Here is a 24,220-nt window from a genome sequence, read left to right on the forward strand (position 1 = left end):
CTCATGGCCTCCGTCCCGACGTCCACGTTCACCCAGGTTCCGGCTCCATTGCTCGGGAACGAAGGCGTGCCCGCCGCGATGACGTTCAACTGGGGGTTCGAAATGCCGGACGGAAGCCGGTTCAGCGACGATCAGTGGACGCTGCTCCGGCACGCGGCCGAACTGTTCCTGCTCTCGCTGCGGCACGATCCACCCGAAGGCCGGATGCCGCTCCGAAAGGAAACGATCCGCGGCCACTTCAGTCATATCCGCTTCCTTGCCCGATGGATGGCGGCGGAAAACGTCCGACGCTTCAGGGATCTCGATCAGGACACCGTGGGTCGCTTCGTGGCGATGCTGCGCGCGCGCCCGGGCAGGAACGGCGCGTTGCTCTCGCTCAGCACCGCCGAAGGCCATCTCGGCACGATCCGCACCTTCCATATGCAGCGCGACAAGCTGGACGACGCGCCGCCGACGGCACCGCCTCGCGCCGCCTCGGTCGGGAAGCGGCAATGGAAGCCTTATGGCGGTCATCCCTATACCCCTGACGAGATCGCCGTGCCGCTGATCAGCGGGGCAATCGAGTTGCTCGGCGATCCGGCGGACCAGATAATCGCCCTGCGCGACCGTCTCGCAGACCTGTATGAACGGCTCCGACCACGGCACCAGGGACGAATGCTCCACTGGCATATCAGACGCGCGATGCTGGCCGAGCCATGTCCCTGCGCCGATCGGTATCCGAATCCGGAATGGCCACTGCGCCGCCTGGCGTTCATGCTCGACCGGCTTGGCGATGCCTGCTTCACCGTCATCGCCTATCTTGTTGGCGCGCGCGCCTCCGAGATACTCAGGCTTGAAGAGGGCTGCCTCGAACGGCGCGCGACCGACGAAGACGGCGAGGAACACGTCTATCTGGTCGGCACGATCACGAAGACGTCGCTGACGGAACATGGCGACCTCCACCGTTGGCTCGCGCCCGAGCCGGTCCAGCGCGCAATCCACATACTCGAGCGTCTCTCCGCTCCGCTCCGCGAACTCAGCGGCGAGAAGAATCTCTGGCTCCAACAGCTCGGTCGGGGACGATCACCGCTCCCGACGATGATGCCCGTCGCCCGACTGCGGTCACCCATGGTCAATGTCCGCTTGAACGAGCGGCTTGCGCCGTTCCTTGCCTTGCCGGACCACCAAGGCGGCACCTGGCGCCTGACCACCTATCAGGGGCGCAAGACGTTCTCGCGGTTCATCGGGCGGCGCGACCGCACCGGCCTGACGGCGCTGCAACGCCATCTCGGGCATGTCCACCGCGCGATGACCGACCGGGCCTATGTCGGCACCGACTTCGAGCTTGCCGAGTTGATCGACGAGCAGGCCGCCGAAGAAACCCGCAAGGCGCTGGAAGACCTGCTCCTGGCTCCGCACGTTGCGGGGAAGGCGGGCGTCATGCTCTCCGAGCGATCGCCGTTCCGCGGGCGCACGGGATCGGGCGATGTCGATGCCTATATTACCGAAATCCTCGCCGAAACGGATATGCGCCTCGGCGTCTGCGACTGGGGCTATTGCCTTTACCGCCGGGAGACATCCGCTTGCCTCGGCGGCGAGCGCGAGCCGAACCCAGTGCTTCGCACGCAAAGCACCTGCTCAAGTTGCGCCAACTTCGCCGTGACTGACCGGCATAGGCCGGTCTGGGAGGCGCGCCTTGAACGTAACACCGCGCTGACCCAGCGCGATGACCTCGATGCCGAGAGCCGCGCGCTTGCCGAAGCACGCATCCAGGAATCTCTCCGCATCTTGGCCCAGCTCGACAAAGGAAATGCCGATGGCGTCCGAGACTGATCTGTCCACCCCACAAGCCCGTCGGCGGGCGAACACCGATGCACGCCTGCCCGAAGCCCTTGGCGTCCTCGCTAATAACGCGTCCACCGCGCCAACGGTCGCCGGGCTCGCACGAGCAGCCGGGGTCGGCCGCAACATCATCTATACCCACCATGCCGGCGTTCTCGACGCCCTGCGTGAGCTTCAGTCGCAGCGTGAGGCGGCCACTGAAACGGCCGCAGGCGAGGCTGATCGCACACGCTCTGCTCTTCGCGATGCGGAAACCAGGAACATCGCCCTTGCGACACATAATGCCAGCCTGCTGAAGCGCGCTGTCGAAGCCGAGCAGCGGGCGGAACGGCTCGAACGCCGCAATGCGCAGCTCGTGCAGGAACTCGATCGGATGCGCCGGCCCGTTCCGATCCGCACCAACGCCGAAGCGCCCGATCCCTCTGCTGCCTGAAGGCGGTCACGCCCTAATCGGGCGTCATGCAAGGGGAGAGGGTGAAGGAACGACGGAAATGCGAGCTTTGCGAGGCCAATAAGACAGGTCGATCCAGACCTAATGCTCGCAGAAATGGAAAATACAGCCGCAAGATCAATGGGTTAATTCATGGGCGCCGGCGCGGAAAATATGGACCGAGGGCGGCAAGGTTGTCAAGCTCATCGGCTATGACAGCTCGCCCGCCGATAGCCGCCGCTATGCCCATCGCGAAGGCCATATCAGCGACCTGTACGACTATCATTACCCCTTACGCGCCTGGGGCTGGGATCGCGACGCCTGCATCGCACGGATCCGCGCCGAGGGCCTGCCCGTGCCGATCAAGTCCGCTTGCTGGCTTTGTCTCGCACAGAAAAGCAGCGAGCTGATGAGCCTCCCGCGCTGGTGTCTTCGTCTGATCATATTGGTGGAGGCTCGCGCTGCCCCACGCCTGGTGACGGTCGAGGGCCTGTGGCGGACGTCGACGCGTGAGCGCCCCGGCTCAATGACCCGGTTCATCCGCGAACGCGCTCTTCTTCCCGCTTCCGAAATAGACGCCATCATTGCCGGCGCCCCGGTTGATCTGATCGACTTCCAAAGCGTCGCGGCCCAGATCCCGCTCGCCGAACGCCCGACGATGCGGGACTGGATCGATCGCTTCAATGCCGGTGTCGAACGTCTCGCGGCATGACGATACCGTCAATCTGTCTGCGACTGTTGTTGACTGCCAAAGAGCATCACCGAAAAACTCTCCTGATGCGACTTATCGATGAACTGGCCGCCAGAAGGCTCTATTATCACCGGCCACTCCCGACTTTGCCGGATGTCCTGCTGATCGACATCCCACCTCGTTTTTCGGGAGGAGGTCTGGCACTCGGCCGTTACTATCCCGTCATCCTCGAAAGCCTCGCAGAGATGCACGAGTTCGAGGCATATCTGTGCGAGCCACGGATGACCCTTGTAGCGCCTGCTCTTCTCGACCGGCGCCCGTCTGCCCTGCGCACCAACGACATCATCTTCGCCCGCTATGAGCCCCAGGCACCGAACTGGCCCTGGCTGCTCATCTGCTTCTGGCCACAATCCTACACCGCCATGGTACCGCCATCGGCCGACACCTTCGCACGGGGCAGCTATACCATCGATGCCTATTCCACTGAGGGACAACTCACAGACGCGCAGCTGAAACTTCTCGGCACGCTCGGCCCCGAGCACGCACGCACAGTTCACTCGGGGGGGATCCGACTGGGACACGCCTGAACGTCATGTATCGCGCCCCGCCACCAGGCCAAGATATGCGGACAAGCCGAAGATGTTAGGCGGCAAAGGCGCGATTATACCGGAGACGTCCGTGTCAGTGGCGATAGCCGAGCACGGCCGCGATCGGCGGCGCCATGTCGGCCCGCCGCTTCATCAAATCGGCAAGCCAGGCCAGATGCGCGGCTGCGTCCGCCAACGGCAGTTGGCAAACTTCATCGAACAGCTCATGCTGATAGGCAAGGTCGCGATCCAGAATATCACGCAGGCGAACACGGGCAGGGCTGTCCTCCGCCTCGATGCCCGCATTCGCCTCTCGGGCAGCATCGAGAAACGCCTCGGCCATCTCCTGCGCCTCATAATAGCCGCCATCCAGACCCTCGCTCGCCGCGAGGCTCGCCAGCCTGCGGCGAACCAGCGGCAGGTCTGGATCGACCGCCGCATCGTCCAGGGGCAAGTTATAATCATAGCTGGCGAGATAATCGCGGATCATGGCATGGCTCCTCAGTATATCTGAGAACATAAAATGAACAAGATTGCAAGCCTGAGCGCGCCTATGCCATGCGGGGGGCAATGTCTGTTCCGTCTTTTTCGCCGATTCCCCCCTTTAGCAGTCTCCATCATGGAGACGGTCGCCCATGACTGACAGCAAGGCGCCGCTGCGATTGCACGGGATACTGCGCCTCAACGAGCGTGGCCCTTTTCTGGAGGTCGAGGAGGGGCCTCTCTGGCGCCTTCAGACAGACGCGGATCTTCGGACGCATCAGGATCGACGGGTTCGGGTCGAGGCCTGGCAGCGCGGAGCAAGCATCCTCGAATTGCTGTGGATCGGTCCGGCCTGATGGCCGGATGGTCCGGTAAGAGGGGAACTATGCCTCAAATCAGCCCGATCCTGTAACCGCCTCTGAAATCGCTCGCTGACGGTAAGCGAGCAAGACAGCGCCGAGTTCGTTCGCGCGGCACGAGCAGGCCTCCTTACCCGCCGCCTCTCTGCCGAAACGTCGGCTGGCCACCGGCCGTGAAGACATCCTGCTCCCATCTCTGAAGCTCGGCAGCGTTGAGCGCCTCCAGCCGGCAAAGTCGATCGACCTCCTCCCGCCCAAGCGCCTGCCGCGCGCTTCCCTCCCGGACGAAATCCTTCAGCATCATATTCTGGAGGAGGAAAAAGCCCCTGATCCGCTTGCCCGTCTTCATCGCACCATCACGCGCCGAGCGCCGCCGAATCTGTCGATCCGCGTCATTGCGATGTTCATCACGAGATCACGTCTGCCATATTCCAAGTTTCCGGTCGGCTTGGGTATAGCATATGGATAATGATGGTGTAAGATTGAAATGTGATGCAATATACATCATAAACGCAGCATGATCACCTCACAGCAGATGCGCGCGGCACGCGCGTTGCTCGGCATCGACCAGAAACGGCTGGCGGAACTGGCAAAGGTATCGCTTCCCACGATCCAGCGGATGGAAGCGTCGGACGGACAGGTGCGGGGTGTCGTGGAAACGCTGGTCAAGGTCGTCACAGCGCTTGAACGCGCAGGTGTCGAGTTGATCGGCGAGAATGCGACCAGCCAGACCGGGGGACGGGGTGTGCGCTTGCGCCAAGCTGTCGCCGGCCAACAGTGACTGACCAAGGGACAAGGACAGATGACCGATACCAACGAAGATTATGTCTATGATGAGGAAAGTGGCGAATGGTTGCCACCTTCCGAACTTGCCCAGCGCCAGCACGCCGCCGTTCAGCCGGAAGTCCGGGATGCTGTCGGCAACCTTCTCGCCGATGGCGATCAGGTGACACTCATCAAGGATCTCGACGTCAAAGGCGCTGGTCAGACGCTCAAGCGCGGAACGCTCATCAAGGCGATCCGCCTGACCGGTGACGCCCAGGAAATCGATTGTAAGTTCGACGGCATCAAAGGCCTCGTGCTGCGCGCCGAGTTCGTTCGCAAGCGCTGATGGCGCGACGCCGGATCCCGATGCCCTCTGCGATCGAAATCCGCGCGCTGGCGGACCGCGAAGGACGTCTCGCGCTCCGCGCCACGCCAAATGCCTCGGCCGACGCAATCCTGCTGCCATCGCAAGCCGGGGGCCTGGAACTTCTCGTGCGCACAACGGCCACAGCCGAGAGTGGCAAGGCCAATGAAGCGATCCTGCGCCTTCTCGCCGACGCCCTGGGACAACCCGTCTCTTCGATCCAGATCCTTCGCGGCGAGACAGGCCGCACCAAAGTCATGCGTATCGGGCCGCCGCGCGGATGATCGCGGAATGCTGATCCGCCAGGGTGACGCACGCGACAGTCGGCTGGACCGCAAGCTCGCCTTCGCGCTGGCGTGGGTGGCTGGCGGACTCAATGCGGCCGCCTTTCACGAGGTCGGCTTCTTCTCCGCCAACATGACCGGAAATGTGTCCGCCCTCTCCAGCCTGCTCGCGATGGGACAATGGGGGCATGCTCTTGGCTATCTCGCCATAGTCCTGTCCTTCATCATCGGCTCCATGGTTTCGACACTCGCGATCGGCTCAGGCCTGCGGCGCGGGATCGGCACCATCTACGCCCGCGTGATCCTGGTCGAAGCCGCTCTTCTTGCCGCGCTCGGTCTTGCGCGGATGGCGCTCGATCGCTCCACAGGCGTGCCGATGCTGATCGTCGGCCTCGCTTTCCTCATGGGGCAGCAGAACGCCATCGTTACCCATATTTCGAACGCGCGGGTGCGCACCACTCATGTATCGGGCATGGCCACGGACATCGGCATCGGACTAGCCAGGATGCTCGATATCCTTCGCGGCAAGGCTGGCCCTGCGGATCGCGGAGAAATTACAACCCGATTGAGCCTTCACACGGGTACGGTGCTGTCCTTCCTGCTCGGCGGAGTCGCGGGGGTGCTGGCGTGGCGCATCGTCGGCGACCTCTGTTTCGTGATTGCAGGCCTGGTTCTCGCAACCATCGCGGCAACCTCGATGCGACGTGCCGGCCAGATTGTCCCGCAAAATGATCCGCTCGATTGATCACCATTACTTCACCGCTCATTACTATGGTGAAATGAGGCCACTGGCCCGAACAATCACCGAGGGCCGATGATCCTGCTGCCACAATGGACCGAAAAAGCCGAAAAGCGCGGGCTCGACCCGCTCGGCATGCAGAATAGCGGCGTGCTGCTCTATCAATCACTGCTCCCAGGCATCAGCAACGTCACGCTGCGCATGCGCTACTATGGCTATTATTGCTGGGTCAGCGAAACCTATGCCCGCCGGGACGCGACCAGCGACTTCGAAGCCTGGCGCACCTGGGTGCGCCGCGCCGAGGCACTCTACGCCCTCGTGTCAGCACGGACGGGTGAAACCGGCGTCGGCGGTATCGAATGGGCCAATCGCCGCCTCGCGACCTCGGGACGCGTGATCGACTTTGAAGCCGCCGCCTCGACCGATCCCGCGCAGGAACGCTATCTTCGCCAGTCGCTCGGCGTCTTCGGCGGCGCCTATTACAGCCAGATGGCCGAAATGAACCTCTTCACCGAGAACCGCCACGGCATCCAGGTCGCCACCAAGGATCTCGGCCGTCGCGCGGCCTCCCTGTTTGCCGACGCGATCGGACCGGACCTCGCCAGACTCCTGCGACAGAAGATCGTCGACGCCAAGGTAAGCCTGCGCGAACTCGACCGGCTTCAACCCATCGCACCTTCGCAGATCGCGGAAGAAAGCGAGGAGCGGACTTTCTACGAAACACTGCTCTTCGCCCGATCCGATGACGCGAGCAAGTCAGGGCCGAGCCGCGCGGCATCGCTCGACCTCATCCTCGAAACCGCTTTCACGCAAGAGGAGTGGCCAAGCCCCGAACAGGTCCGCTGGCATCTTTTCGATCCACCCGAGCCGGCCCTTTCTTCCAGCCTCGAAACACAGCGGCTCGCCTGGGAAGCCTATCAATGCCAGGACATGATGCAGGTAGCATGCGCCGCACTGCTCGCATGGGGCATAGCGATCATCAACGCCGAGGCTCAAGGCAAGTCGCTTACTGAGATCCGCGCTGATATCCTCACCCATCTGGAAACGCTGGATGAGCCCCATCCAGACCTGAGTTGGCGCGCGCTGCGACTCGGCCTCGATCCACATACCTTCGATTATGCCGAGATGTGGGACGAACTCACCGGCGCACGCGGCGCCGCCGCCGACAAGGCCATCAGCGCATGCCTGCTGATTGCTGCGCTTCATCAGCGTCTCCTCGACCGTCCCGATCTCGCTGCTGCCGCCGCGCAAGGTCTGCCCGACCGCGGGATGGCCCACTCGCTGCGTACAGAAATATCATGGCTCGAAGATAGGGAAGGGGAGCGCATCGCCACGCTTATCGCCGACTATATGATCGAGCGCATCATCAGGCGGCATAGCCATGTAGCCATGCAGAAACTGCGGCGACAGGGCGATTATACGTTCCTGTTCGAGCAGCAAGAGGGGCGTTTCGTCTATCTCGCCGCCTACCAGCCGGTCGCCACCACACCGCGACTTGCATCCGCGATCCAGTTTCTCGCTGACATCCATCTCCTCGACGATGATGGCCTGACGGCGCTCGGTCTGGCGGCGCGAGACACCAGCCGATGAAGCTCCCCGATCGTCTGGGTCGCCGCAGCGGCCGCCCTTTCCACAGTGCAATCGCCACCAGCTTTGCCCTGGAGTTCGCTGCGGTCGAGGAAATCCTGCTGCCGCAGCTCATGGCCAGCGGAGCTACGAACCTCCTCCTTCTGACCGACGCGCGCATGACCGCGCTCGCGCTTTCGGAAGGCTCAGCCCTTCCTGCCGCCCTTGGTCGCGACTATGCGCTCTACAGCCCGCCTGCCGCCAACGGCATTTTTCACCCGAAAATCATCCTGCAAATTGGCCGGGAAAGCGCCCGGGCGATCGTCAGTTCCGCCAACCTCACCGCATCAGGCCTTGCCGGCAACGCCGAAATCGCTGTCGAGATCGAATGCAAGAACATGGACAGCCCCGAGCGGGACATCATTCGCTCTATCTGGCGCTATCTCGACGCACTCGTGCCCGCCGCCAGTTCTCCGGCACGCGACGCGCTGCGCTGGACGCAAGAGCGTGCGACCTGGCTCGGCGGGCCAGCAGGGGATGCCGTGCACGAACTGGATGGGACCGGCATCGCTTTCCTCCATGGGCCTGGCGACACGGGAATTGCAGACCGGTTCGTGTCGCTGATCCAGGGCGCGAAGGTCCAGACGCTAACCGTAATCAGTCCCTATTGGGACCATGATCTCGCTGCGCTGGCCGATCTCTCGAAGCGCCTCTCCCCGCCCCGGATCATCCTGCCGATCGACCGCAACCATCATGAATTCCCGGTCGATGCACGCTTTGCCAGGAAAGCGACGATCGTCGATCTTCAGTGGCCATCCCGGCGCTTCACGCACGCCAAGATCATCATCGCCTCGACCGCTGATCACGACCATATCCTTTTCGGCAGCGCCAACTGCACCAGCGCCGCCCTCGGATCAGCAGGAACGCCAGGCGCCAATGCCGAAGCCTGCATCTATCGCAGGCTTCCCGCCGGCGCAGCAGGACAAGCGTTGGGCCTTGAACGCTGGACCGAGGCTGAGCCGATCAAGCTTTCCGACCTGTCACCACCGATCGTGACATCCCCGATTCCACTCGATACCATCGAAGCCCTGCAACCCGGCACCTTCGAACTCGATCAGGGCCAGCTCATCTGGACACCGTCGAGAGCAGGCATCGGGGCTGGAGATATCCAGTTGCTCGACCGGTCCGCCCGCATGATCGGGACGATCCCGGTGACATCCTTCATCCAGATCGATGGCCGGCGGCGCGCGCCGGTAGAGCCGGCATTGCACAAATCCCTGTGCTTCGCTCGCCTGACCACGGGCGACATCATCTCGACTCTCGCCCATATCACCCATCGAGAGGGGCTGCGCGTCCGGCGCCGGGAGGTAGCGAGCGGTAGCGTTGCCCGCGCGCTCGCGCCTTTCACCGACGGCGCTGATTTCGATCTCTGGATGCATCAGGCATTTGAGACCCTTGTGCGCGCGGACTTCGAGTCTGTGACGCAGCCACGTGGCCTGTCGGCTGCCCGACCACAGGCGCGCAAAAACGCAGACGAGCCGGTGGCGCCCGTTCCCTTAAGCTATGACGAGTTCACCCAGGCACGCCTCGGCGCAGGCCGCTCCGCCGGGGCGGGCGATAACAGTCTTGCCGGCACCTATAGCGACACGATTCGCGACTTCCTCAATCTGCTCTCCGGCCGCGGTCCTCAAGCAGATCGCTACGCCGAAGACGACGACACAGCTTTCGATGACCTCTCGGACGAACAGGTCGACACCGGCCGCGATGATGACCGGAACGCTGACAAGATTGAGCCTCGCGACACCGACAAGCCATCGGTCGCGCCAGCGCCGGTCGATGCCCGGCTCTATGAGCGGCATATTCTCGGCTATACCGAAGGGCTGGAAACCGGCGAAGAAGCACTCGGCTCAAGCGACGTGTTGCGGCTGCGCTACTGGATTCTGTTCCTCCTGTACAAAGCCAGATGCCCTGATCTGCCGAGGGGCCTTGATACATCCAGCGCCCTCCTTGGCTGGCCACGCTTCATCGTGCGCGTCCTTGTCGCCTTCTTCTGCGGCGGGAAGCCCGCGATTCGGCGCGTCATGCTCGCGCGCGATTTCGACGCCATGCCGGTCGATTTCATGGAATGCTGGATCACCATATTATGGAGCCTTGAGGCGATCGAGAAGCTGTTGCCGAACCAGCGTAAGGATCGCGAGTTCGTGAAATATATCCCCGAGCTGCGCCGACGCGTGGTTTCCCTTCTCGGTCTAAGATCAAACGAGCTAAATGGTGATATCGCCGCCGCCATTCGTGCGGGACTTGACCAGTCAATCGGGATCAGACTCGGCCTTGATCCGATCGCTGTTCGGCTCGATGTGCCCCAGCCATAAAGGGAGCCTGCTGTTCTTGAAGTCCCAAGCCCCAAGCGCAAACCATTCGGACACCGCCTCGCCATGGAGCAGGATCACCTGATCGCCGTCGATGGTCTGCGCGGCATGATAGCGGCTGAAAATCCGGCTGTCCCAGCCGATCCCGTCAAAGCCCTGGTCTGAAGACTCCTCAGGCTACGCCACGAACTCGCCACCGCCGATTTGACCACCGTCGATCCGTGCAATCGACTCTCCGGCCTGACCGGTCCGCCGCGCTTCGATCCCGCCATGACATCACGACCTACCGCGCCACCTCTCCCGAAAACTCCTCGTCGATCGCCCGGGAAAGACGGGACAGACGACTTTTCAGATGCGCCCATTCTTCCCCATCCGCTTCGCGCTCTGCGGTCCTCAGGAAGAGATCCACCTGCGACCCCGCGAAATTGGATCGTGCGAACAGAGCGCCCAGAAGGCGATCCCGAAGATCACCGAGGCTCGGACGCGCACCCGGCTCGACCGCAAGGCATGCCTCGACGATCGCGGCCAACCCGGCGTCTGGAAGCGGATCCGCAATGGGGCAGCCACGCCTGATCCAGGCGCGCCAGCGGTCATTGTCCTGCCACCGGTTGAAGCCGGGGTTGATCCGCCGATGCCAGTCCCCTCCGTGGGTTCCGATCGGGTGCACGCCGCGCGTCATCAGTTCGTGGAGCATTATGCCGACCGCGAAAACGTTGGTCCGCTCGCTAAGAATTGTCGCGCCCCACTGCTCGGGAGCCATATAGGGTCGCGACCCGCAAAACTCGGCGATCTCGGCCGCCAGGTTGACGCTGCCGAAATCGGCGACGAGCGGACGGAGCCAGACGTCACCCTCCGGTAGCTCGAAATCCCGACGCAGGTCTCGCACGAACACGTTCTCGGGCTTGAGGTCCTGATGCACGAGCCCGCGGACCTGACAGTGCGCCAGCCCCGCGACGAGCTGCACCATGATCGACAGGCGTCCCTCGTCGCCAAGCCGCTCGTCCTCTATGAAGGCGGACAGGTCGCCCTCCCATCGCCTAAAGTACGCGACGGGCACCTTCAGGATCATGACGATCTCAAAGGGCCAGTGGACGTTGGGATGGTAGTGCGCCTTGGCCTGAAGCGTCATCTCGCGGAGAAACGCTTCTGCGCTTTCGTGCGCCGACTGGTCCGACTTCCTGCGCGGATACTTGGCCGCAATGAACCGGGGGCGGACGTGCTCCCCATTGTCAAGGAAGACGATCTCGCCGCCGAAACCACTGGTGCGGCCGGTAACCGTCTCGGCCTTACCGTGGAACGCAATAAACTCGTCGCGCAGCGGCTGGGGTATATCATGAAGACTGGTCATTTCGGTTTCTTCGGCGGCGCAGGCAGACATACTCGCCCGATCAGTCGTCATACGGCTCCCCCGTGTCGGAAATCTGCTGCTCCGCGCCGGGTATCGCACCCCTTCACATGTTGCAGAGGAACTGGCTATCGCAGGAGGCACGCTGCGACAACTTCATCTTCGCACGGAGCATAAATCAACGTTCAAAGCGGTGAGGGCCTCGGACTTGGGCGGCGGCTTGCGATTTTTACGAGTGTCACCGCCGAGAGGTTGTGACACCATGCCCCCGCGGTTCTCAACCATTCCAATCCCCCAGCTGTCCCGCAGCAAAGCCCCAATCTCTACCACGAACGCGGTCAGACTGGAGCCGCGCGATCACCAAAATCCGAACTGAGACACTGCCCATAAAGCGGGTTCGTCACCGCCAGGGGAAGGGGATCGGCCAAGCCCCAGAACCGCGTCGTGGCCCGGGTATAGCGCTCAAGGTCCGCTTGCCGGATGCGCACATGTTCACTTGCCACCGGCGTTCCGGGGAGGAGATCGTGATAGTCGACAGACTCCTCATCCCAGAGGTGCGGGGCAAGCGCGCGCAGCCTTTCACAGGATCGCCCCTCTCCATGACGCACGACATTGGCAACCACGAACATCTCCGTCAGAGCCTCGCCAAGACCATCAGCCGCAAGATCGATACCGGCCTGCCCGGCGCAGCCCGCAACCAAAGGTTCAAAGCCGGTGAGTCTGCTCATGTCGGCACCCCCCGCATCCTCCGTCGCGCGCGCCCAGCGGCTCATTTGTCGCTCGAACAAACCGGCGAGGGTAAGGACAAACGCCTTGGCCGCCTCATTGGCAGTATAATTGTCGACCTGCGCCACCGCCCGATCGAGAAACTGATCAAGGCTATCGGCCTCCCCGGTCTCAAGCTCCGCATGGGACGGCAGCTTGTCCATGACGGGCAAGATCACGCGATCGAAGAACCGCCCGAGATTGGCCTGAAAGATCCTGGGTAACTGCTCCGCCGTCGACATCATCACAATCCTCTTGCGCGCTTCCTCGCGCCTCCCAAAAGGTGAAGCTTTCTCCCATAGTTGCAAGTCATCAAGACCTCGCCGTGGTGACGACGATGCGATAGAGGTGCGTGCAATTAGACACAGGGGGAATGCGTGAAGAGTGCCAAAGGCGATGCCCACCGGAAATCTTCGCGGAAGCCCTATAATGAGCGCACCGACCTTGAGAAACTCCAGTCCCAATGGACAAAATTGTCGGGGCTCCATGGGCGCGATGAACCATCCGCGGCGATCGTGCGCTGCGCCACGGCTGCGGAAATCGCCGCCAATTATGCGGTACGCACCGAGTGGGGCAAGAAGACCCAATTCGATGCAGCCATCATCGACCAGTTCCTCCGTTGGGCAAATGGTCTCCCACTGAAGGTCGAGCGCCTGTTCGTACCCGTTTTCTTCGCGACCCCCCGGACAAGCCCAACCGCCCGCGCCCTGATCAGCTCGGCGGGCAAGATCAACACCGTCCGCAACGCCGTCGTCCACCAAGGTTCCTTCAGCAACAAGGGGGAGGCCGAGGCGGTGATCGCGGAGGCCAAGACCTTCATCAACATGATCGTCGGCCTCTCGATCGACGGCTTTGATATCGACGCACAGGCCGCATCGGTCAGGGCTGCGCCCCCTGCCGAGGGAACGCCAGAATGACCGCCGAGAGGCCCAAGCGGCATCATTATGTGCCGCAATTCTATCTCCGTCGCTTTGCCTGCCCGGACGATACAAAAAAGGTTCGCGTGGTCGAACGACATGGCGATATCCTCGCCATCGACCGCAAATCCATCGATCGCATCGGCTATGAGGACGCCATCCACGACTATGTCGCGGACGGGGTCGCAGGGTCGATCGAAGGTCCGATCAACCATATGATCGAGACGCCCTTCTCCAACAGTCCGGCCTGGAGGAAGATCGTCGAGGGTGCCGGCACCAGTCTCGCTGAGACCGACAAGATACCGATCTATGGTTTCGCCCGTCACCTCCAACGTCGCAACCTTGAGACCTTGCGCTTCATAGAGGCTGAGTCCGCCCGCTTCGCGGATGGCGCGCTCGACGGCGACTTGAGCGAGGACGAGCAGGAGATGCACGCATGGATCGCTGCATCCGCGGACAATGCGCATGCCCTGTTTCGCGAGGGCGCGATGGACACGAATATCCCCGAGGACGCCGACGCCATCAATGTGATGGTCTGCCATTCGCCGATCCCTTTGCGGACATCGACGAACCCAACGCTGATGATCTCGGCGCCGGGCCATCAATCTATCTTCGGCGCCTTCTTCAACGACCTGAGAACCTGGTGGCTCACGCTCGATCGATATTGTGGCGCCTTCATCATCGCCGGTGGCCCGCCGGGGTTCAGCAATTCTACCCTGCCGCCTGACGCGGCCCGCATGATCAACCAGCAATATCTGGTCCAGCATGGCAACAGCATGACGGTTCGCTACCTCCTCGCCAACGACCCCTATCTTGATGACGACCTTGTGTGGGCCGGCTATGGCTTCGAGCGGTCCACGACCCATGGTGCCCGATGGCGCAAGCTCGGCACGGGGCGATGATCCGGCAACCACGATCCAGCGCATTGCACTAGGGCAAGCCTCCGGTTTGTCGTGAAAGCGGGGCATCTCGGGATTGCACGCCGAGCGATAAACGACAGGATAGACATCCCGAGGTCGGGCGGATGCCCGCTGAAGCGGGCACCGGGCTCTATCTCCGCTCCGCTCCGACCAAGCCCCCTTTGGGGTCTTGGCGGCTGACGCCGTAACGATCCCTTCCGCGGGGAGGCCGGGCAGGGGAGGCATTCTTCCCGAGACGTCAGAAGGCCCGGCACGACCATCGCAATGCAGGCTTCGCCTAAGGAATCGCGCTAGTCGCGCGATGCGGATCGTGGAGCCAGCAGACAAGCCATCACCCCCTTCGCCGCCCTCGCAGGATCCGTGCGTTGCAGGACGGGTTTCGTCCGCAAGAATTGCGTCGGGACAAAGCTACGCTAGGCGAAAAGGTGCCGGCGATGTTTGTCTGTTTTCAACAGAAGCGCCGGCCCCTTTTCGCCAAGCTTCGCTAGAGCCCCTCCCGTGCTTCTTGCGGACAAGAGCCCCGCCCTGCGCCTTCGGACCTGCGAAGGCGGCTCCGGGTGCGATGACTTGTCAGCCGGTCCACGCTCCCTTTCCATTCAAACAGAACCGTCCGCTGACGCGGCCGGTGCGTCTTTGTGTCTGTTGGCCGCTGCGCGGCTGTTTCTTGCTCAGGCTCACCAGGTACGATGAATTTCTGTCAAGAAATCAATGACATGGAAGTAATGGAGGGGAGGGGGTAGGGTTCAGATGTGGCCGGGAAAGAGAAACGAGCCACAGCACAGAGAAAGGATGAAGTCATGAAGATCGGTAGCTTCAAGTTCGACGAGCGCGCCAGCGACATTATCGGCAAGATCGCCACCCGCGAAATGCGCTTTCCCTACCTTATCATGCGCCGCGTCGAGGATCGACAGAGCGACAGCGCCCCCGTCTATGAGATTTACGAGACGAACCGCGCTGGCGACGAAATCCAGATCGGTGTCGTCTGGGAACGCAAGATGCGCTCCAATGACGAGGTGTTCCTGTCCGGCATGGTGGACGATCCGAGCTTCCGCGAGCCGCTGCCCATCGCCCTGTTTGGGGACGAGACGAACGGCTTCGATGTCCAGTGGCGGCGCGAACGCGAGCGCGAGAGCCAAGGCGGCGGCTTTGGCGGAAGGTCGGGCAGCGGTCAGCGCCAAGGTGGCGGGGCTGGCGGTTTCGGCGGACGGACCGGCGGCGGTTTCTCCGGCGGCAGCACCGCAGGACCGGACGGCGGATATACCGGCGGCGGACGCAGCCTTGACGATGAGGTGCCCTTCTAAGGCGACCCGAGGCGGGCCGGGGGAGCGCTGGAACGCTTCCCCGGTCCTGAACCGTCATCCCGTCACAAGGAGTGAATCCCATGAGCAAGCCAACAGCCTTGCACAGCGTTAGCAGCTTTGCCGACCTGCCGGAACTCTATGCCGAAGCCATCGCCACGCCCGATTTCGTGGCATCGTTCGGCGACCCCTTGCCCCTCACCATCATCGAGCCAGACGAGGAACCGGCCGAACATTTCATGCCCGATCCGCTCGCGGCACAGGCGGAATGCGGCGGCATCATCGCCGCCATCTTCGACCTGCTAGGCGATACCCGACTGGACCCGCTTGCCCCGGAACTCGCATGGGGCTTCGTCAACAGCTTCCATTTCGTCGCAAACAAGCTGGAAGGCCGCGAGGACAGGCTGGCCGATACCATTCGCGATATGGCCCGCCGTCTGGAACCGGGCGAGGTGTTCAACAAGGAACTGGAAGACACCCAGCTTGAATGCCAATCGGTCGCGGAACAGCGCGCCGCCATGGAAGCCATGCGCGATTATGCGGCGGCGATGTATCGTGCCTATGCCGGTCGCCCATGGTCGCCCGCCAAGGGTTCGCGCGCGTCCCATGTCACCACCGCCAGTCAGATTTCGGCGCTCGACTTCCTGCGCGCAAGGTCCGAACGAAAGCGTGACCGATACGACCCGCAAGGCCCCGTCGTCGTCGTATCCGGCCCTTCCGACTGGCACGATTGGCGGATTATCTGGGGACGGCTCGACCAGATCAGAACGCGCATTCCTCACATGGTGCTTGTCACCACCGGGCAGCGCCTTGGGGTGGATGCAGCCGCCGCCGCATGGGCAGCGCAACGGGGCGTGGTCTGCATCGCGTTCGGCCTTTATGGGCGCGGCAACGGCAAAGCCTTCCGGCGCAATCGCAACATTGCCGAGCTTATGCCCGTCGAGGCGTTGCTATGCGAAGGGTCGGGCATCCAGTCGAGCCTCTATGACCTGTTCAACCCGGAGAAGGGCCACCGCGTCCCGACCCATGTTTTCATGCGGGCAGATCAGGCGCCCGATGTCCCGATCAAAAAGAAGCGCCGCGTCATAGCGGCCTGATCGCGAAGCCACCAAGAGAAGGGCCGGGGGCGGGCAACCGCTCCCGGCCCCTTGTCGTGCCTTTGGCACGAGCGGGGGAAACCCGAACGGTTTTCCCCGCGCCGCTCCTTTTGCCGGGCGTGCCGCCCGCCAACGTCGCTCCCCTTTCCGCTAAGGATGCACAGCCGTTGAGGCGTCATCACCGCCAGCCGGAGGAACAACCGCGCGCTTGCGAGCCGACCCCGCAGACGGTTCCGCCTGGACGCCTTGTGCCGTCAGCCCCTTGAGCGCGGCAATCGCCACGCCGCCGCCGACCCGAATCGCTTGGCTCAGCACGTCGCGAAATTCGCGCTCGCTTAAGCGTTCGACCGGCAATTCCGTCGCCAGCTTCCCATAATGGGCGCGCAATCCACGCCGCATCGTCTCGGCTTCCCGCGCAAGATTTTGCTGATCGGCCTCGATCTTCGCCAGCCGTTCGCGTTCCGTCATCTTGGGCATTCTTAGACTCCTTGCTCAAGGAGGTCTGCCCGCCGCCCTCGACTATCCACCAAGGACCACCGCCATGCAATGCCTTCCCGGCGATCGGAATGCGATCATGCCCGCAAACGCACCCAACCGGGGAGACCCGCCCACGGTCGAGTCGACGGGCGCAGCGGGCAGGCGCGCTGCGGAGGAGGGACGCACGCCTGAGGCGGGTGTAATGCACCCCACGCACGGGTGCTGCGGGCGCGAATCGCCAGGAATTCAGCCACTTTCCGTTGGCACAGCGCGGCAGTCGCTTTGGCACTAATCGTCTGCCGCCGGCAGCCAAGCCCTATCCTCTTTCGGCCTAAGTGGCTGATCTGCTTTGGCACTTAGCGGCAGCCAGTGGCAGTTTCCGGTAAATTCTTGTTATCGCGAAGTAAATCGGCTATAAAGGCGGTGCTTCACCACGTTGCTGGCGTGTCGGACAAGGAGTCCGCCGCTTGGCACGCATCACTATCCGCATAGACGATGACCTCTATGCGCGTCTTTCTGTACAGGCGCGCAATGCCGGTCTCGGTGCCGCGACCTATTGTCGCGATATCCTCGAACGCTTCGAAGGCACCGATCCATCGGGTTATCACGCCCGCTTCGATGAGCTTCATGCGACGACCATCCAGGCCTTCGCGATCCTCGCCACCTCGGTGGGCGAACGGTCCCCGGACATCCTCCAGAAGGGGTTGGGCGAAGCGCGTCGACTCCTCCGCGAAAGGGGGCTGCTCGATCCCGAGCAGGACCGGCCATGAGCATCTTTCGTCACGACACGCTCGGTTCCTGGACGAGGGGCGGCCAGGCCATCGTTCACAACGTCCGGATGACCACCCAGGTCTTCTACCAGACCTTCCTTGCAGGCTTGGTGATCTGGATTGGCGGTGTCATCTGGTACGCGTTTGAGAAATCGTCTGAGTACGAACGCTTCGTACTGGTGAAGCTTGGCCAGGCCGCCTTCATGGGGGATGCCGTTCCGGGCAATGTCACCCCAATCCTGTTCAAGACGCCGGAGGGCAAACAATACTGGACAAGCCCTAAGGCGCTCCTTGATTCCGGCCTCGCCCACAAGACGCTCGAAGCTTTTGAGACCGATCTTCTGCATGGTGCGGCGATATCCGGGTTGTTCGCGCTGGCCATGCTCGGGTGGGCCTGGTTCTATTTCACCAGGACGGGGAAAGGCCTCGGCTCCAATCAGTTTCTGCGCGGGGCGCGGTTCGGCACGGTGCGGCAGGTCCGCCGCGCGCTATGGCGTTACGCCAAGGGTAGCTTCGACATCGGCGGCGTCAATGTGCCCGACGCCTTCGAACCCGAACATATCCTGATCTGCGGTGCGCCCGGCACCGGCAAGACCAACATCATCGTCAAGATGCTTGACGGCATCCGGAAGCGAAAGCGTCGTGCGATCGTCTATGACACGGCCGGCACCTTCGTCGAAAAATTCTACCGCCCGGGGATCGACGTGCTGCTCAATCCGCTCGATGCACGGGCGGATTGCTGGTCGCCCTGGGTCGACGTCCCGAGGGACTATCATTACGACCAGATCGCCGAGTCCACGATCCCTGACAAGACCGGCGATCCCTTCTGGGCAAAGGCGGCGCGCGGTACGCTGGTCGCCGTGCTGCGGAAGCTGGCTCGGCAGGAACGCACCCTCGTTTCGATTCTGCTCGACACGCTGCTGCGCTCCAAGCTGAAGGACCTCGCAGCCTTTGCCGCCGGCACTGATGCGGCGGCATTCATCTCGACCGAGGGTGAACGCACCAGCGCCGGTATCCAGGCTGAGCTTGCCTCCGTCATGCGCAGCTTCTCCTACCTCGACGATACTGCGGATGGCTTCTCGATCCGGGACTGGGTTGCCAACGAGAAGGACGACAGCTGGCTCTTCATTACCGTCAAGGCGGACCAGCTTCCTTCGCTGCGTCCCCTGATCACGGTATGGCTCGACATCGCGATCAGCGCGATCATGAGCATGACGCCCGATCGCAACCGGCGCCTCTATTGCGTCATCGACGAGCTACCGACGCTCCAGCGCCTGCCCTCTCTCGGCGATTTCCTCGCCCGCGCCAGGAAGTATGGAGGCTGCGGTATCCTCGGCTTCCAGAGCTATCCACAGCTCGAGGCAACCTACGGTATTCAGGATGCCGCGGCGATCACCGGCTACTGCTCGACCTGGGTGGCTCTCCGCGCCAACGACACCCCCACCGCGAAGCATGTCAGCGAGAACCTGGGCCAGGTCGAGCAGGTCGAGGCGAACGAGGGCATGTCCTACGGTGTGAACGACATGCGCGATGGTGTGAACCTCTCGCGCATGCAGGTAACCCGACCGTTGGTGATGCACACCGAGGTCACAAACCTGCCAAACCTCATGGGCTATCTGCGGTTCGGCCGCAGCCTTCCGGTGGTCCGGTTCGAGGATAGCTACAACAAGGTCTCGTCCATCGGCGAGGCGTTCGAGGAGCGGGGCACCGCGCCCATTCGGATGACGGTTCCAACGCCATCGGTGCCCCCTGCACCGGCGGCGGCGACATCACCAGCCAAGCCGAAAGTCACCCCTACGAAGCGGCGGCGCGCCACCCCCAGCGATCCAGTGGCCGAACTGCCATTGGTACCGCCAGGCGACGCTACGGGACCGACCGGCATACCCTCCGATGAAGCGGAGGCGGCTCCTCCGACCGACAACGGCCGGGAAGGGGAAGCAAGCAACCCACCACCACCGCTCGAGCTATTCGGGAAGCCGGCTGGCTTCCGTCTCAGTCAGCACGGCCGCCATGACGGCGCTCGCAATGCAGCGAGGCCGGCATGATCAATCCCATCCGTCTCAAGGGCAAACCCGCCAACATCGCCCGCTATTACACGGTCGGCGACTACTATACCAAGGGCGCCGACGAGCATTCCGAGTGGGGCGGCAAGATCGCCACCGAACTGGGACTGGAAGGTGAGGTCGACCCCGCCGTCTTCAAGGAACTCTTAGCCGGAAAGGTCGGAGAGCAGCAACTCGGTCGTCGCCGGAAAGACGGTAACATCCAGCATCATCCCGGGTGGGACTTCGCGGTCAACGCACCAAAATCGGTATCGATCATGGCACTGGTGGCTGGTGATGACCGGATCATCGAGGCCCATGAGCAGGCGGTCGGTGTCGCACTTACCTATCTCGAGGAACATGCCACGATGCGGCACCGCGTCGATGGCGAAGTCACCGAGAAGACGACCGGACGGCTGATCTGGGCGCGCTTCACCGAGCATGCGTCGCGCGAACTCGATCCTCATCTTCACACGCACGTCGTCGTCATGAACATCACCGACGAGCGGGATGGAGCGAAGAAGGTCAGCCTGGAAACGCGTGCCATGTTCGCCGAACAGATGGCGGCCGGGCAGGTGTATCGCAATGAGCTGGCACATCTCCTGCGCGAGCGCGGCTATGATATCGAATTCGACCCGCGTCGTGGCCTGTTCGAGATCAGGGGCGTCCCGAAGGACCTGATCTCGGACATGTCCCAGCGCGCCGAACAGATTGACGCGCATGCAAAAGAGCATGGTCTGACCGGGCAGGCGGCACGGCAGAAATCCTTCTATGCCACCCGTGGCCCGAAGCAGAAAGTCTCCCTCGAAGAGCTCCATCAGCGGTGGGACGGGCGGCTGGGCCAACATGCCGAGACGGTGAAGGACGTGCGTGCCGACGCCGAGACGATCGGTGAGCGTCGTATCGAGGTCGAGGCGCAGACGGCGGCGCGGGCCATGCTGTTCGGGCTGCGCCAGTCGGAAGGTAAGGAAGCGGTCAATAATCTCGGTCTGCTGCTACAGACGGCCTTGGCTTCGCACGTAGGCGAGGTTCGGCTCTCCGATGTCCGTCCCGGGGTCGACGAGCATCAGGCACGGGCCAAACTTCTTGAAACCCGTCATCGCACCGGCGACGAGATTCACACACGTGGTCGGACATCGCGCAGGACAGCGCGTCTCGAAGTGGCGCTCTCCGATCATCTTGCCCTGGCCCTCACAGACGCGAGCCCCCTGGCATCTATCGAAGCCCTCAGGGATGCAGGTCTAGCTCACAACCTCAATCCCGAGCAGCGGACGGCCTTGATTCACCTCGGTCGGAGCGAAGACCGGATCGTGGGTGTCCATGGCGTCGCCGGCTCGGGCAAGTCGACTATCATCGGCGCGTTACGAGAAGCTGCGGGTGAGGACGCGATCCTCATCGCCCTCGCTCCGACTTCCTCGGCGGCAGCGGAACTTGGAAAGAAGGCCGGCATCGAATCGCGCACCGTTGCCAGTCTCCTCGCGAGCGGCGGCGCGAGACTCGATGAAAGCCATGTCCTTGTCGTCGACGAGGCCGGGCAGCTTGGCAACCGTCAGGCGGTGCGCCTGCTGGAAATCAGCAGGACCACCGGTGCGCGTCTTCTACTGATTGGTGACACTCGTCAGACGGGAGCGATTGAGCAAGGCAAGCCGTTCTGGTTGATGCAACGTCTCGGCTTGCCGAAAGCCGAACTCCGGGAACCGATCCGGCAGGAAACGGACAAGATGACCCAGGCCGTGCGGTTGGCACGGCTCCAGAATTATGACGGTTCGCTTTCCTCTCTGGACAAGGTGACGACAGGGGAGAGCGGCGAAATGCTTGCCGCTTCGCTAGTTGCCGACTGGACACGCCTTACTCCGGAGAACCGCGAGAAGACGAACATTCTCGTGCTTGAGAACGCGACCCGCCTGATTGTGAACACCAAGGTTCGCGAGGCGCTAAAGACGGAGGGGGCGATCGCGGCCGAGGAAACCCGGCTGTCGATTTTGTCGCCGTCCGGCATGACAGAGCAGGAGAAGCACTTCGCGCGCTTCTACTCTCGCGGTCAGGTCGTCGTGTTCTCCCGCGACAATGTCGGGCTCGGGATCGCCCGAGATGCCGAGTACAAGGTGGTTGGTGTGGGGCGAGACGCTCGAGGGCGTCAGACCGTCAACCTGGTCGATGAGCATGGCCGCACCATCCAATGGGATCCCCGTCTGGGGCGGGCCTCCCAGATCAACGTGTTCAAGGAGGAGCAACGCGACCTGGCCGCCGGCGACCGGATACAATGGCGTCTGGTCAACAAGGAACTCGATCTCAAGAATGCGGAGCGAGGCACCGTAGAGCGCCTCGACGGCGCGCTTGCCACAATCCGATGGGATCGGGACGGGCGGAGCCAGGAAATCGATCTCTCCCAGCACAAGAACTGGGACCATGGCTATGGCGAAACCGTGTACTCGGCGCAGTCCAAGACCTATGACCGGGTGTACGTGCTGGCGCCCGTCAACTCGCCGCTCGTTACCGGGCAGAACTTCTACACCGCGATCACCCGCGCGAGATTCGGGGTCAGCCTGTGGACCGAGAATCGGCAAAAGCTGGTCGAAAAACTAAAGCAGCGTACGGGCGAGAAGACGTCTTCCCTTCAGGGATTGGGGCGGATCGATCGGGACAGTGTGAAGGGCCGGTCGGCCCGCCACACCGAGCGCTGGGACAAGCTCCGCGCCGAGCAACGCGCCGAACGCGCCGAGCGTAAGGACAAGCCGGCGGCGCAACGTGAATCTGCGAAGAGCACTCAACCCACCGGATTGGCTGAGCGCATAGCGGATCGTGCGCTGTCGGCTGCATCCTTCATGGATCGGTGGGTTATATCTCTTCTCGATCGAAGTTCCCATAGAGGCGATGACCGGGAAGACGGCCGCGCCGCTGCCTCCGCGCATCAGCCGCCTTCCGAACCTGCCCACGCTCCTTCCCAGGATCATGGAGGCGGCCATGATCGCTGATTGGGCTATATGGTTTGTCGCCGTCGGAGCTGTGCTCCTTTTCTGGTTCCTTCGTGGTTCCCGCATTCCGGTCAAACACAGATGGCGGCGTCGACAGGCACGCATCATGTGCCGGCAGTTGCAGGGCCGAGATCGCTCCCAACCCCCGGCGGTAGTTTTCGCCCGATTGCGCCGCATGGATCCCCTGGCCTTCGAGGAGCTACTCCTGGAATGCTTCGAACGTCGGGCGATCGAAGTGGTCCGGAACCAGCGCTACACGGGCGATGGAGGAATCGATGGAAAGGTAAGGATCTGCGGCTGGGTCTGGCTCGTCCAAGCGAAGCGCTACGCAGATACGATACGCCCAGAACATGTTGAAGCATTCGCGCGACTATGCGCCGCTCAGAGTATGCCGGGCCTCTTCATTCACACCGGACGAACCGGGCCATCAACCCGCACGCTGCTCAATCGTCATCCGCATATCCAGATCATATCTGGAGAACAGCTTCTGGCCCTCATTCGAGGTGAACCCGTCTTGGTCAGGGGGAAGCGTATATGAGCCGCCTGACCACGCTTCATTATTGGCGGCCCGTATCAGGCGTATTGCCGTCGCTTGTAGCTGGCCTTGTTCTTCTATCCGGTCCGAGTGCAGCGGCGTCTCGTTCGATCAGATCTGCAATCGAAGAACGAGAAATCGCGCGATGTATTCAGTTTGCATCAGCAGGCAGAGCATGGCTTGAGAAAACGCTGTGGGGCCTACGCGATCAGGAGGCCGGATGGATCGGTGCTGAAGTGCCGAACACTAACGGTACGCACGACCTTGGTCCTCTCCAGGTGAATAGCTTTTGGGTGACCAAGCTCTCTGTGCTGGTCGACCGTGATCCCGGTCTCGTGCGTAACTGGCTGATCAATGACCCTTGCTTCAACGTGCAGGCGGCCAAGTGGATATTCCTGTCGGGGTTGCGGATCAGCGGAAGTTATTGGGAGGCCGTGGGCGTCTATCACAGCCCGACACCATGGCGGCAGGAGCGCTATCGTAGAAATGTAGCACGGCGCCTGGTTTCAAGGTTCGGGGCAAACGTATTTTCACCCCTTCCACAGCGACCCGTCCCTCAACCCCTGGAAGGCAGTTCGTCTGCACCGGTTCCGGGGAGGCCGAAATGAACGGTCCGAGCGA

General features: G+C 62.6%; 25 protein-coding genes. 20 read left to right on the top strand and 5 right to left on the bottom strand.

The annotated features are described in order from the left end of the window. Positions 1 to 3: 3 nt before the first annotated feature. The 4 genes from SKP52_RS01665 (at position 4) to SKP52_RS01680 (ending at position 3,529) form a co-directional block, all read left to right on the top strand. Complete coding sequence (locus SKP52_RS01665; protein ID WP_039570962.1) at positions 4 to 1,812, top strand: site-specific integrase; 1,809 nt, start codon at positions 4 to 6, stop codon at positions 1,810 to 1,812. After that, positions 1,796 to 2,254 carry a hypothetical protein gene (locus SKP52_RS01670; protein ID WP_039570964.1) on the top strand — a complete coding sequence of 153 codons (459 nt, stop codon included), beginning with the start codon at positions 1,796 to 1,798 and terminating at the stop codon, positions 2,252 to 2,254. The genes SKP52_RS01665 and SKP52_RS01670 overlap by 17 nt, the downstream gene beginning before the upstream one ends. Before the next feature lie 472 nt (positions 2,255 to 2,726). Then, a complete protein-coding gene (locus SKP52_RS27535) occupies positions 2,727 to 2,963 on the top strand; it encodes a hypothetical protein (protein WP_228383787.1) in 237 nt (78 codons plus the stop codon). Next, complete coding sequence (locus tag SKP52_RS01680) at positions 2,960 to 3,529, top strand: hypothetical protein (protein WP_228383788.1); 570 nt, start codon at positions 2,960 to 2,962, stop codon at positions 3,527 to 3,529. Before SKP52_RS27535 ends, SKP52_RS01680 begins: the two co-directional genes overlap by 4 nt. A 94-nt stretch (positions 3,530 to 3,623) precedes the next feature. Here SKP52_RS01680 and SKP52_RS01685 read toward each other — a convergent pair whose 3' ends face one another. Continuing rightward, positions 3,624 to 4,019, bottom strand: a complete 396-nt coding sequence (locus SKP52_RS01685) for a hypothetical protein (RefSeq protein WP_039570967.1) — start codon at positions 4,017 to 4,019, stop codon at positions 3,624 to 3,626. 145 nt (positions 4,020 to 4,164) lie between these two features. Here SKP52_RS01685 and SKP52_RS01690 point away from each other — a divergent pair, with 145 nt between their 5' ends. After that, the gene (locus tag SKP52_RS01690; RefSeq protein ID WP_030539268.1) at positions 4,165 to 4,368 is read left to right on the top strand and encodes a DUF5818 domain-containing protein; all 204 of its coding nucleotides are present in this window, start codon (positions 4,165 to 4,167) and stop codon (positions 4,366 to 4,368) included. A gap of 133 nt (positions 4,369 to 4,501) precedes the next feature. On the opposite strand, the gene SKP52_RS01695 is transcribed toward SKP52_RS01690, so the two are convergent. After that, complete coding sequence (locus tag SKP52_RS01695; RefSeq protein WP_039570970.1) at positions 4,502 to 4,720, bottom strand: hypothetical protein; 219 nt, start codon at positions 4,718 to 4,720, stop codon at positions 4,502 to 4,504. 168 nt (positions 4,721 to 4,888) lie between these two features. Between SKP52_RS01695 and SKP52_RS01700 the strand changes: the two genes are divergently transcribed. From SKP52_RS01700 to SKP52_RS01725, 6 genes are all read left to right on the top strand, one after another. Continuing rightward, positions 4,889 to 5,152 (top strand): helix-turn-helix domain-containing protein, encoded by a 264-nt coding sequence (locus SKP52_RS01700; protein ID WP_039570972.1) that lies wholly within the window; start codon positions 4,889 to 4,891, stop codon positions 5,150 to 5,152. A 21-nt stretch (positions 5,153 to 5,173) separates the two neighbouring features. Next, complete coding sequence (locus SKP52_RS01705; protein WP_039570974.1) at positions 5,174 to 5,482, top strand: alkylphosphonate utilization protein; 309 nt, start codon at positions 5,174 to 5,176, stop codon at positions 5,480 to 5,482. Then, positions 5,482 to 5,784 carry a DUF167 domain-containing protein gene (locus SKP52_RS01710; protein ID WP_039570977.1) on the top strand — a complete coding sequence of 101 codons (303 nt, stop codon included), beginning with the start codon at positions 5,482 to 5,484 and terminating at the stop codon, positions 5,782 to 5,784. The genes SKP52_RS01705 and SKP52_RS01710 overlap by 1 nt, the downstream gene beginning before the upstream one ends. Positions 5,785 to 5,791: 7 nt before the next feature. Next, complete coding sequence (locus SKP52_RS01715; protein ID WP_039570979.1) at positions 5,792 to 6,529, top strand: YoaK family protein; 738 nt, start codon at positions 5,792 to 5,794, stop codon at positions 6,527 to 6,529. A 69-nt stretch (positions 6,530 to 6,598) separates the two neighbouring features. Next, complete coding sequence (locus tag SKP52_RS01720; protein WP_039570981.1) at positions 6,599 to 8,113, top strand: hypothetical protein; 1,515 nt, start codon at positions 6,599 to 6,601, stop codon at positions 8,111 to 8,113. Beyond that, positions 8,110 to 10,461, top strand: coding sequence for a phospholipase D-like domain-containing protein (locus tag SKP52_RS01725; RefSeq protein WP_039570983.1), 2,352 nt, complete (start codon positions 8,110 to 8,112; stop codon positions 10,459 to 10,461). Before SKP52_RS01720 ends, SKP52_RS01725 begins: the two co-directional genes overlap by 4 nt. 280 nt (positions 10,462 to 10,741) lie before the next feature. Here SKP52_RS01725 and SKP52_RS24430 read toward each other — a convergent pair whose 3' ends face one another. Together SKP52_RS24430 and SKP52_RS01735 are read right to left on the bottom strand one after the other, a co-directional pair. Continuing rightward, entirely contained in the window at positions 10,742 to 11,857 is a 1,116-nt protein-coding gene (locus SKP52_RS24430) for a protein kinase domain-containing protein (RefSeq protein ID WP_052207724.1), read from the bottom strand. A gap of 284 nt (positions 11,858 to 12,141) precedes the next feature. Beyond that, positions 12,142 to 12,813 (bottom strand): ferritin family protein, encoded by a 672-nt coding sequence (locus SKP52_RS01735; protein WP_052207725.1) that lies wholly within the window; start codon positions 12,811 to 12,813, stop codon positions 12,142 to 12,144. 132 nt (positions 12,814 to 12,945) lie between these two features. Between SKP52_RS01735 and SKP52_RS01740 the strand changes: the two genes are divergently transcribed. From SKP52_RS01740 to SKP52_RS01755, 4 genes are all read left to right on the top strand, one after another. Further along, the gene (locus tag SKP52_RS01740; RefSeq protein WP_228383789.1) at positions 12,946 to 13,485 is read left to right on the top strand and encodes a hypothetical protein; all 540 of its coding nucleotides are present in this window, start codon (positions 12,946 to 12,948) and stop codon (positions 13,483 to 13,485) included. Beyond that, positions 13,482 to 14,387 carry a DUF4238 domain-containing protein gene (locus SKP52_RS01745; protein ID WP_039570986.1) on the top strand — a complete coding sequence of 302 codons (906 nt, stop codon included), beginning with the start codon at positions 13,482 to 13,484 and terminating at the stop codon, positions 14,385 to 14,387. Before SKP52_RS01740 ends, SKP52_RS01745 begins: the two co-directional genes overlap by 4 nt. Before the next feature lie 815 nt (positions 14,388 to 15,202). Then, entirely contained in the window at positions 15,203 to 15,706 is a 504-nt protein-coding gene (locus SKP52_RS01750) for a DUF736 domain-containing protein (protein ID WP_039570989.1), read from the top strand. An 80-nt stretch (positions 15,707 to 15,786) separates the two neighbouring features. Further along, entirely contained in the window at positions 15,787 to 16,800 is a 1,014-nt protein-coding gene (locus SKP52_RS01755; protein ID WP_039570992.1) for a DUF2493 domain-containing protein, read from the top strand. Positions 16,801 to 16,950: 150 nt separating this feature from the next. Here SKP52_RS01755 and SKP52_RS01760 read toward each other — a convergent pair whose 3' ends face one another. Further along, positions 16,951 to 17,277, bottom strand: coding sequence for a hypothetical protein (locus tag SKP52_RS01760; protein ID WP_039570996.1), 327 nt, complete (start codon positions 17,275 to 17,277; stop codon positions 16,951 to 16,953). A gap of 467 nt (positions 17,278 to 17,744) precedes the next feature. Between SKP52_RS01760 and SKP52_RS01765 the strand changes: the two genes are divergently transcribed. From SKP52_RS01765 to SKP52_RS25120, 5 genes are read left to right on the top strand one after another with little or no spacing between them, the layout of a single operon-like run. After that, a complete protein-coding gene (locus tag SKP52_RS01765) occupies positions 17,745 to 18,047 on the top strand; it encodes a hypothetical protein (protein ID WP_039570999.1) in 303 nt (100 codons plus the stop codon). Continuing rightward, positions 18,044 to 20,092 carry a type IV secretion system DNA-binding domain-containing protein gene (locus SKP52_RS01770; protein WP_039571002.1) on the top strand — a complete coding sequence of 683 codons (2,049 nt, stop codon included), beginning with the start codon at positions 18,044 to 18,046 and terminating at the stop codon, positions 20,090 to 20,092. The genes SKP52_RS01765 and SKP52_RS01770 overlap by 4 nt, the downstream gene beginning before the upstream one ends. Beyond that, positions 20,089 to 23,064, top strand: coding sequence for a MobF family relaxase (gene mobF / locus SKP52_RS01775; protein ID WP_039571005.1), 2,976 nt, complete (start codon positions 20,089 to 20,091; stop codon positions 23,062 to 23,064). Before SKP52_RS01770 ends, mobF begins: the two co-directional genes overlap by 4 nt. After that, complete coding sequence (locus SKP52_RS01780) at positions 23,054 to 23,602, top strand: restriction endonuclease (protein ID WP_052208814.1); 549 nt, start codon at positions 23,054 to 23,056, stop codon at positions 23,600 to 23,602. The genes mobF and SKP52_RS01780 overlap by 11 nt, the downstream gene beginning before the upstream one ends. Further along, positions 23,599 to 24,207 carry a lytic transglycosylase domain-containing protein gene (locus SKP52_RS25120; RefSeq protein ID WP_081997159.1) on the top strand — a complete coding sequence of 203 codons (609 nt, stop codon included), beginning with the start codon at positions 23,599 to 23,601 and terminating at the stop codon, positions 24,205 to 24,207. Before SKP52_RS01780 ends, SKP52_RS25120 begins: the two co-directional genes overlap by 4 nt. The last annotated feature ends 13 nt before the right edge of the window (positions 24,208 to 24,220 follow it).

The sequence above is a fragment of the Sphingopyxis fribergensis genome, from assembly GCF_000803645.1.
Classification (GTDB): Bacteria; Pseudomonadota; Alphaproteobacteria; order Sphingomonadales; family Sphingomonadaceae; genus Sphingopyxis; species Sphingopyxis fribergensis.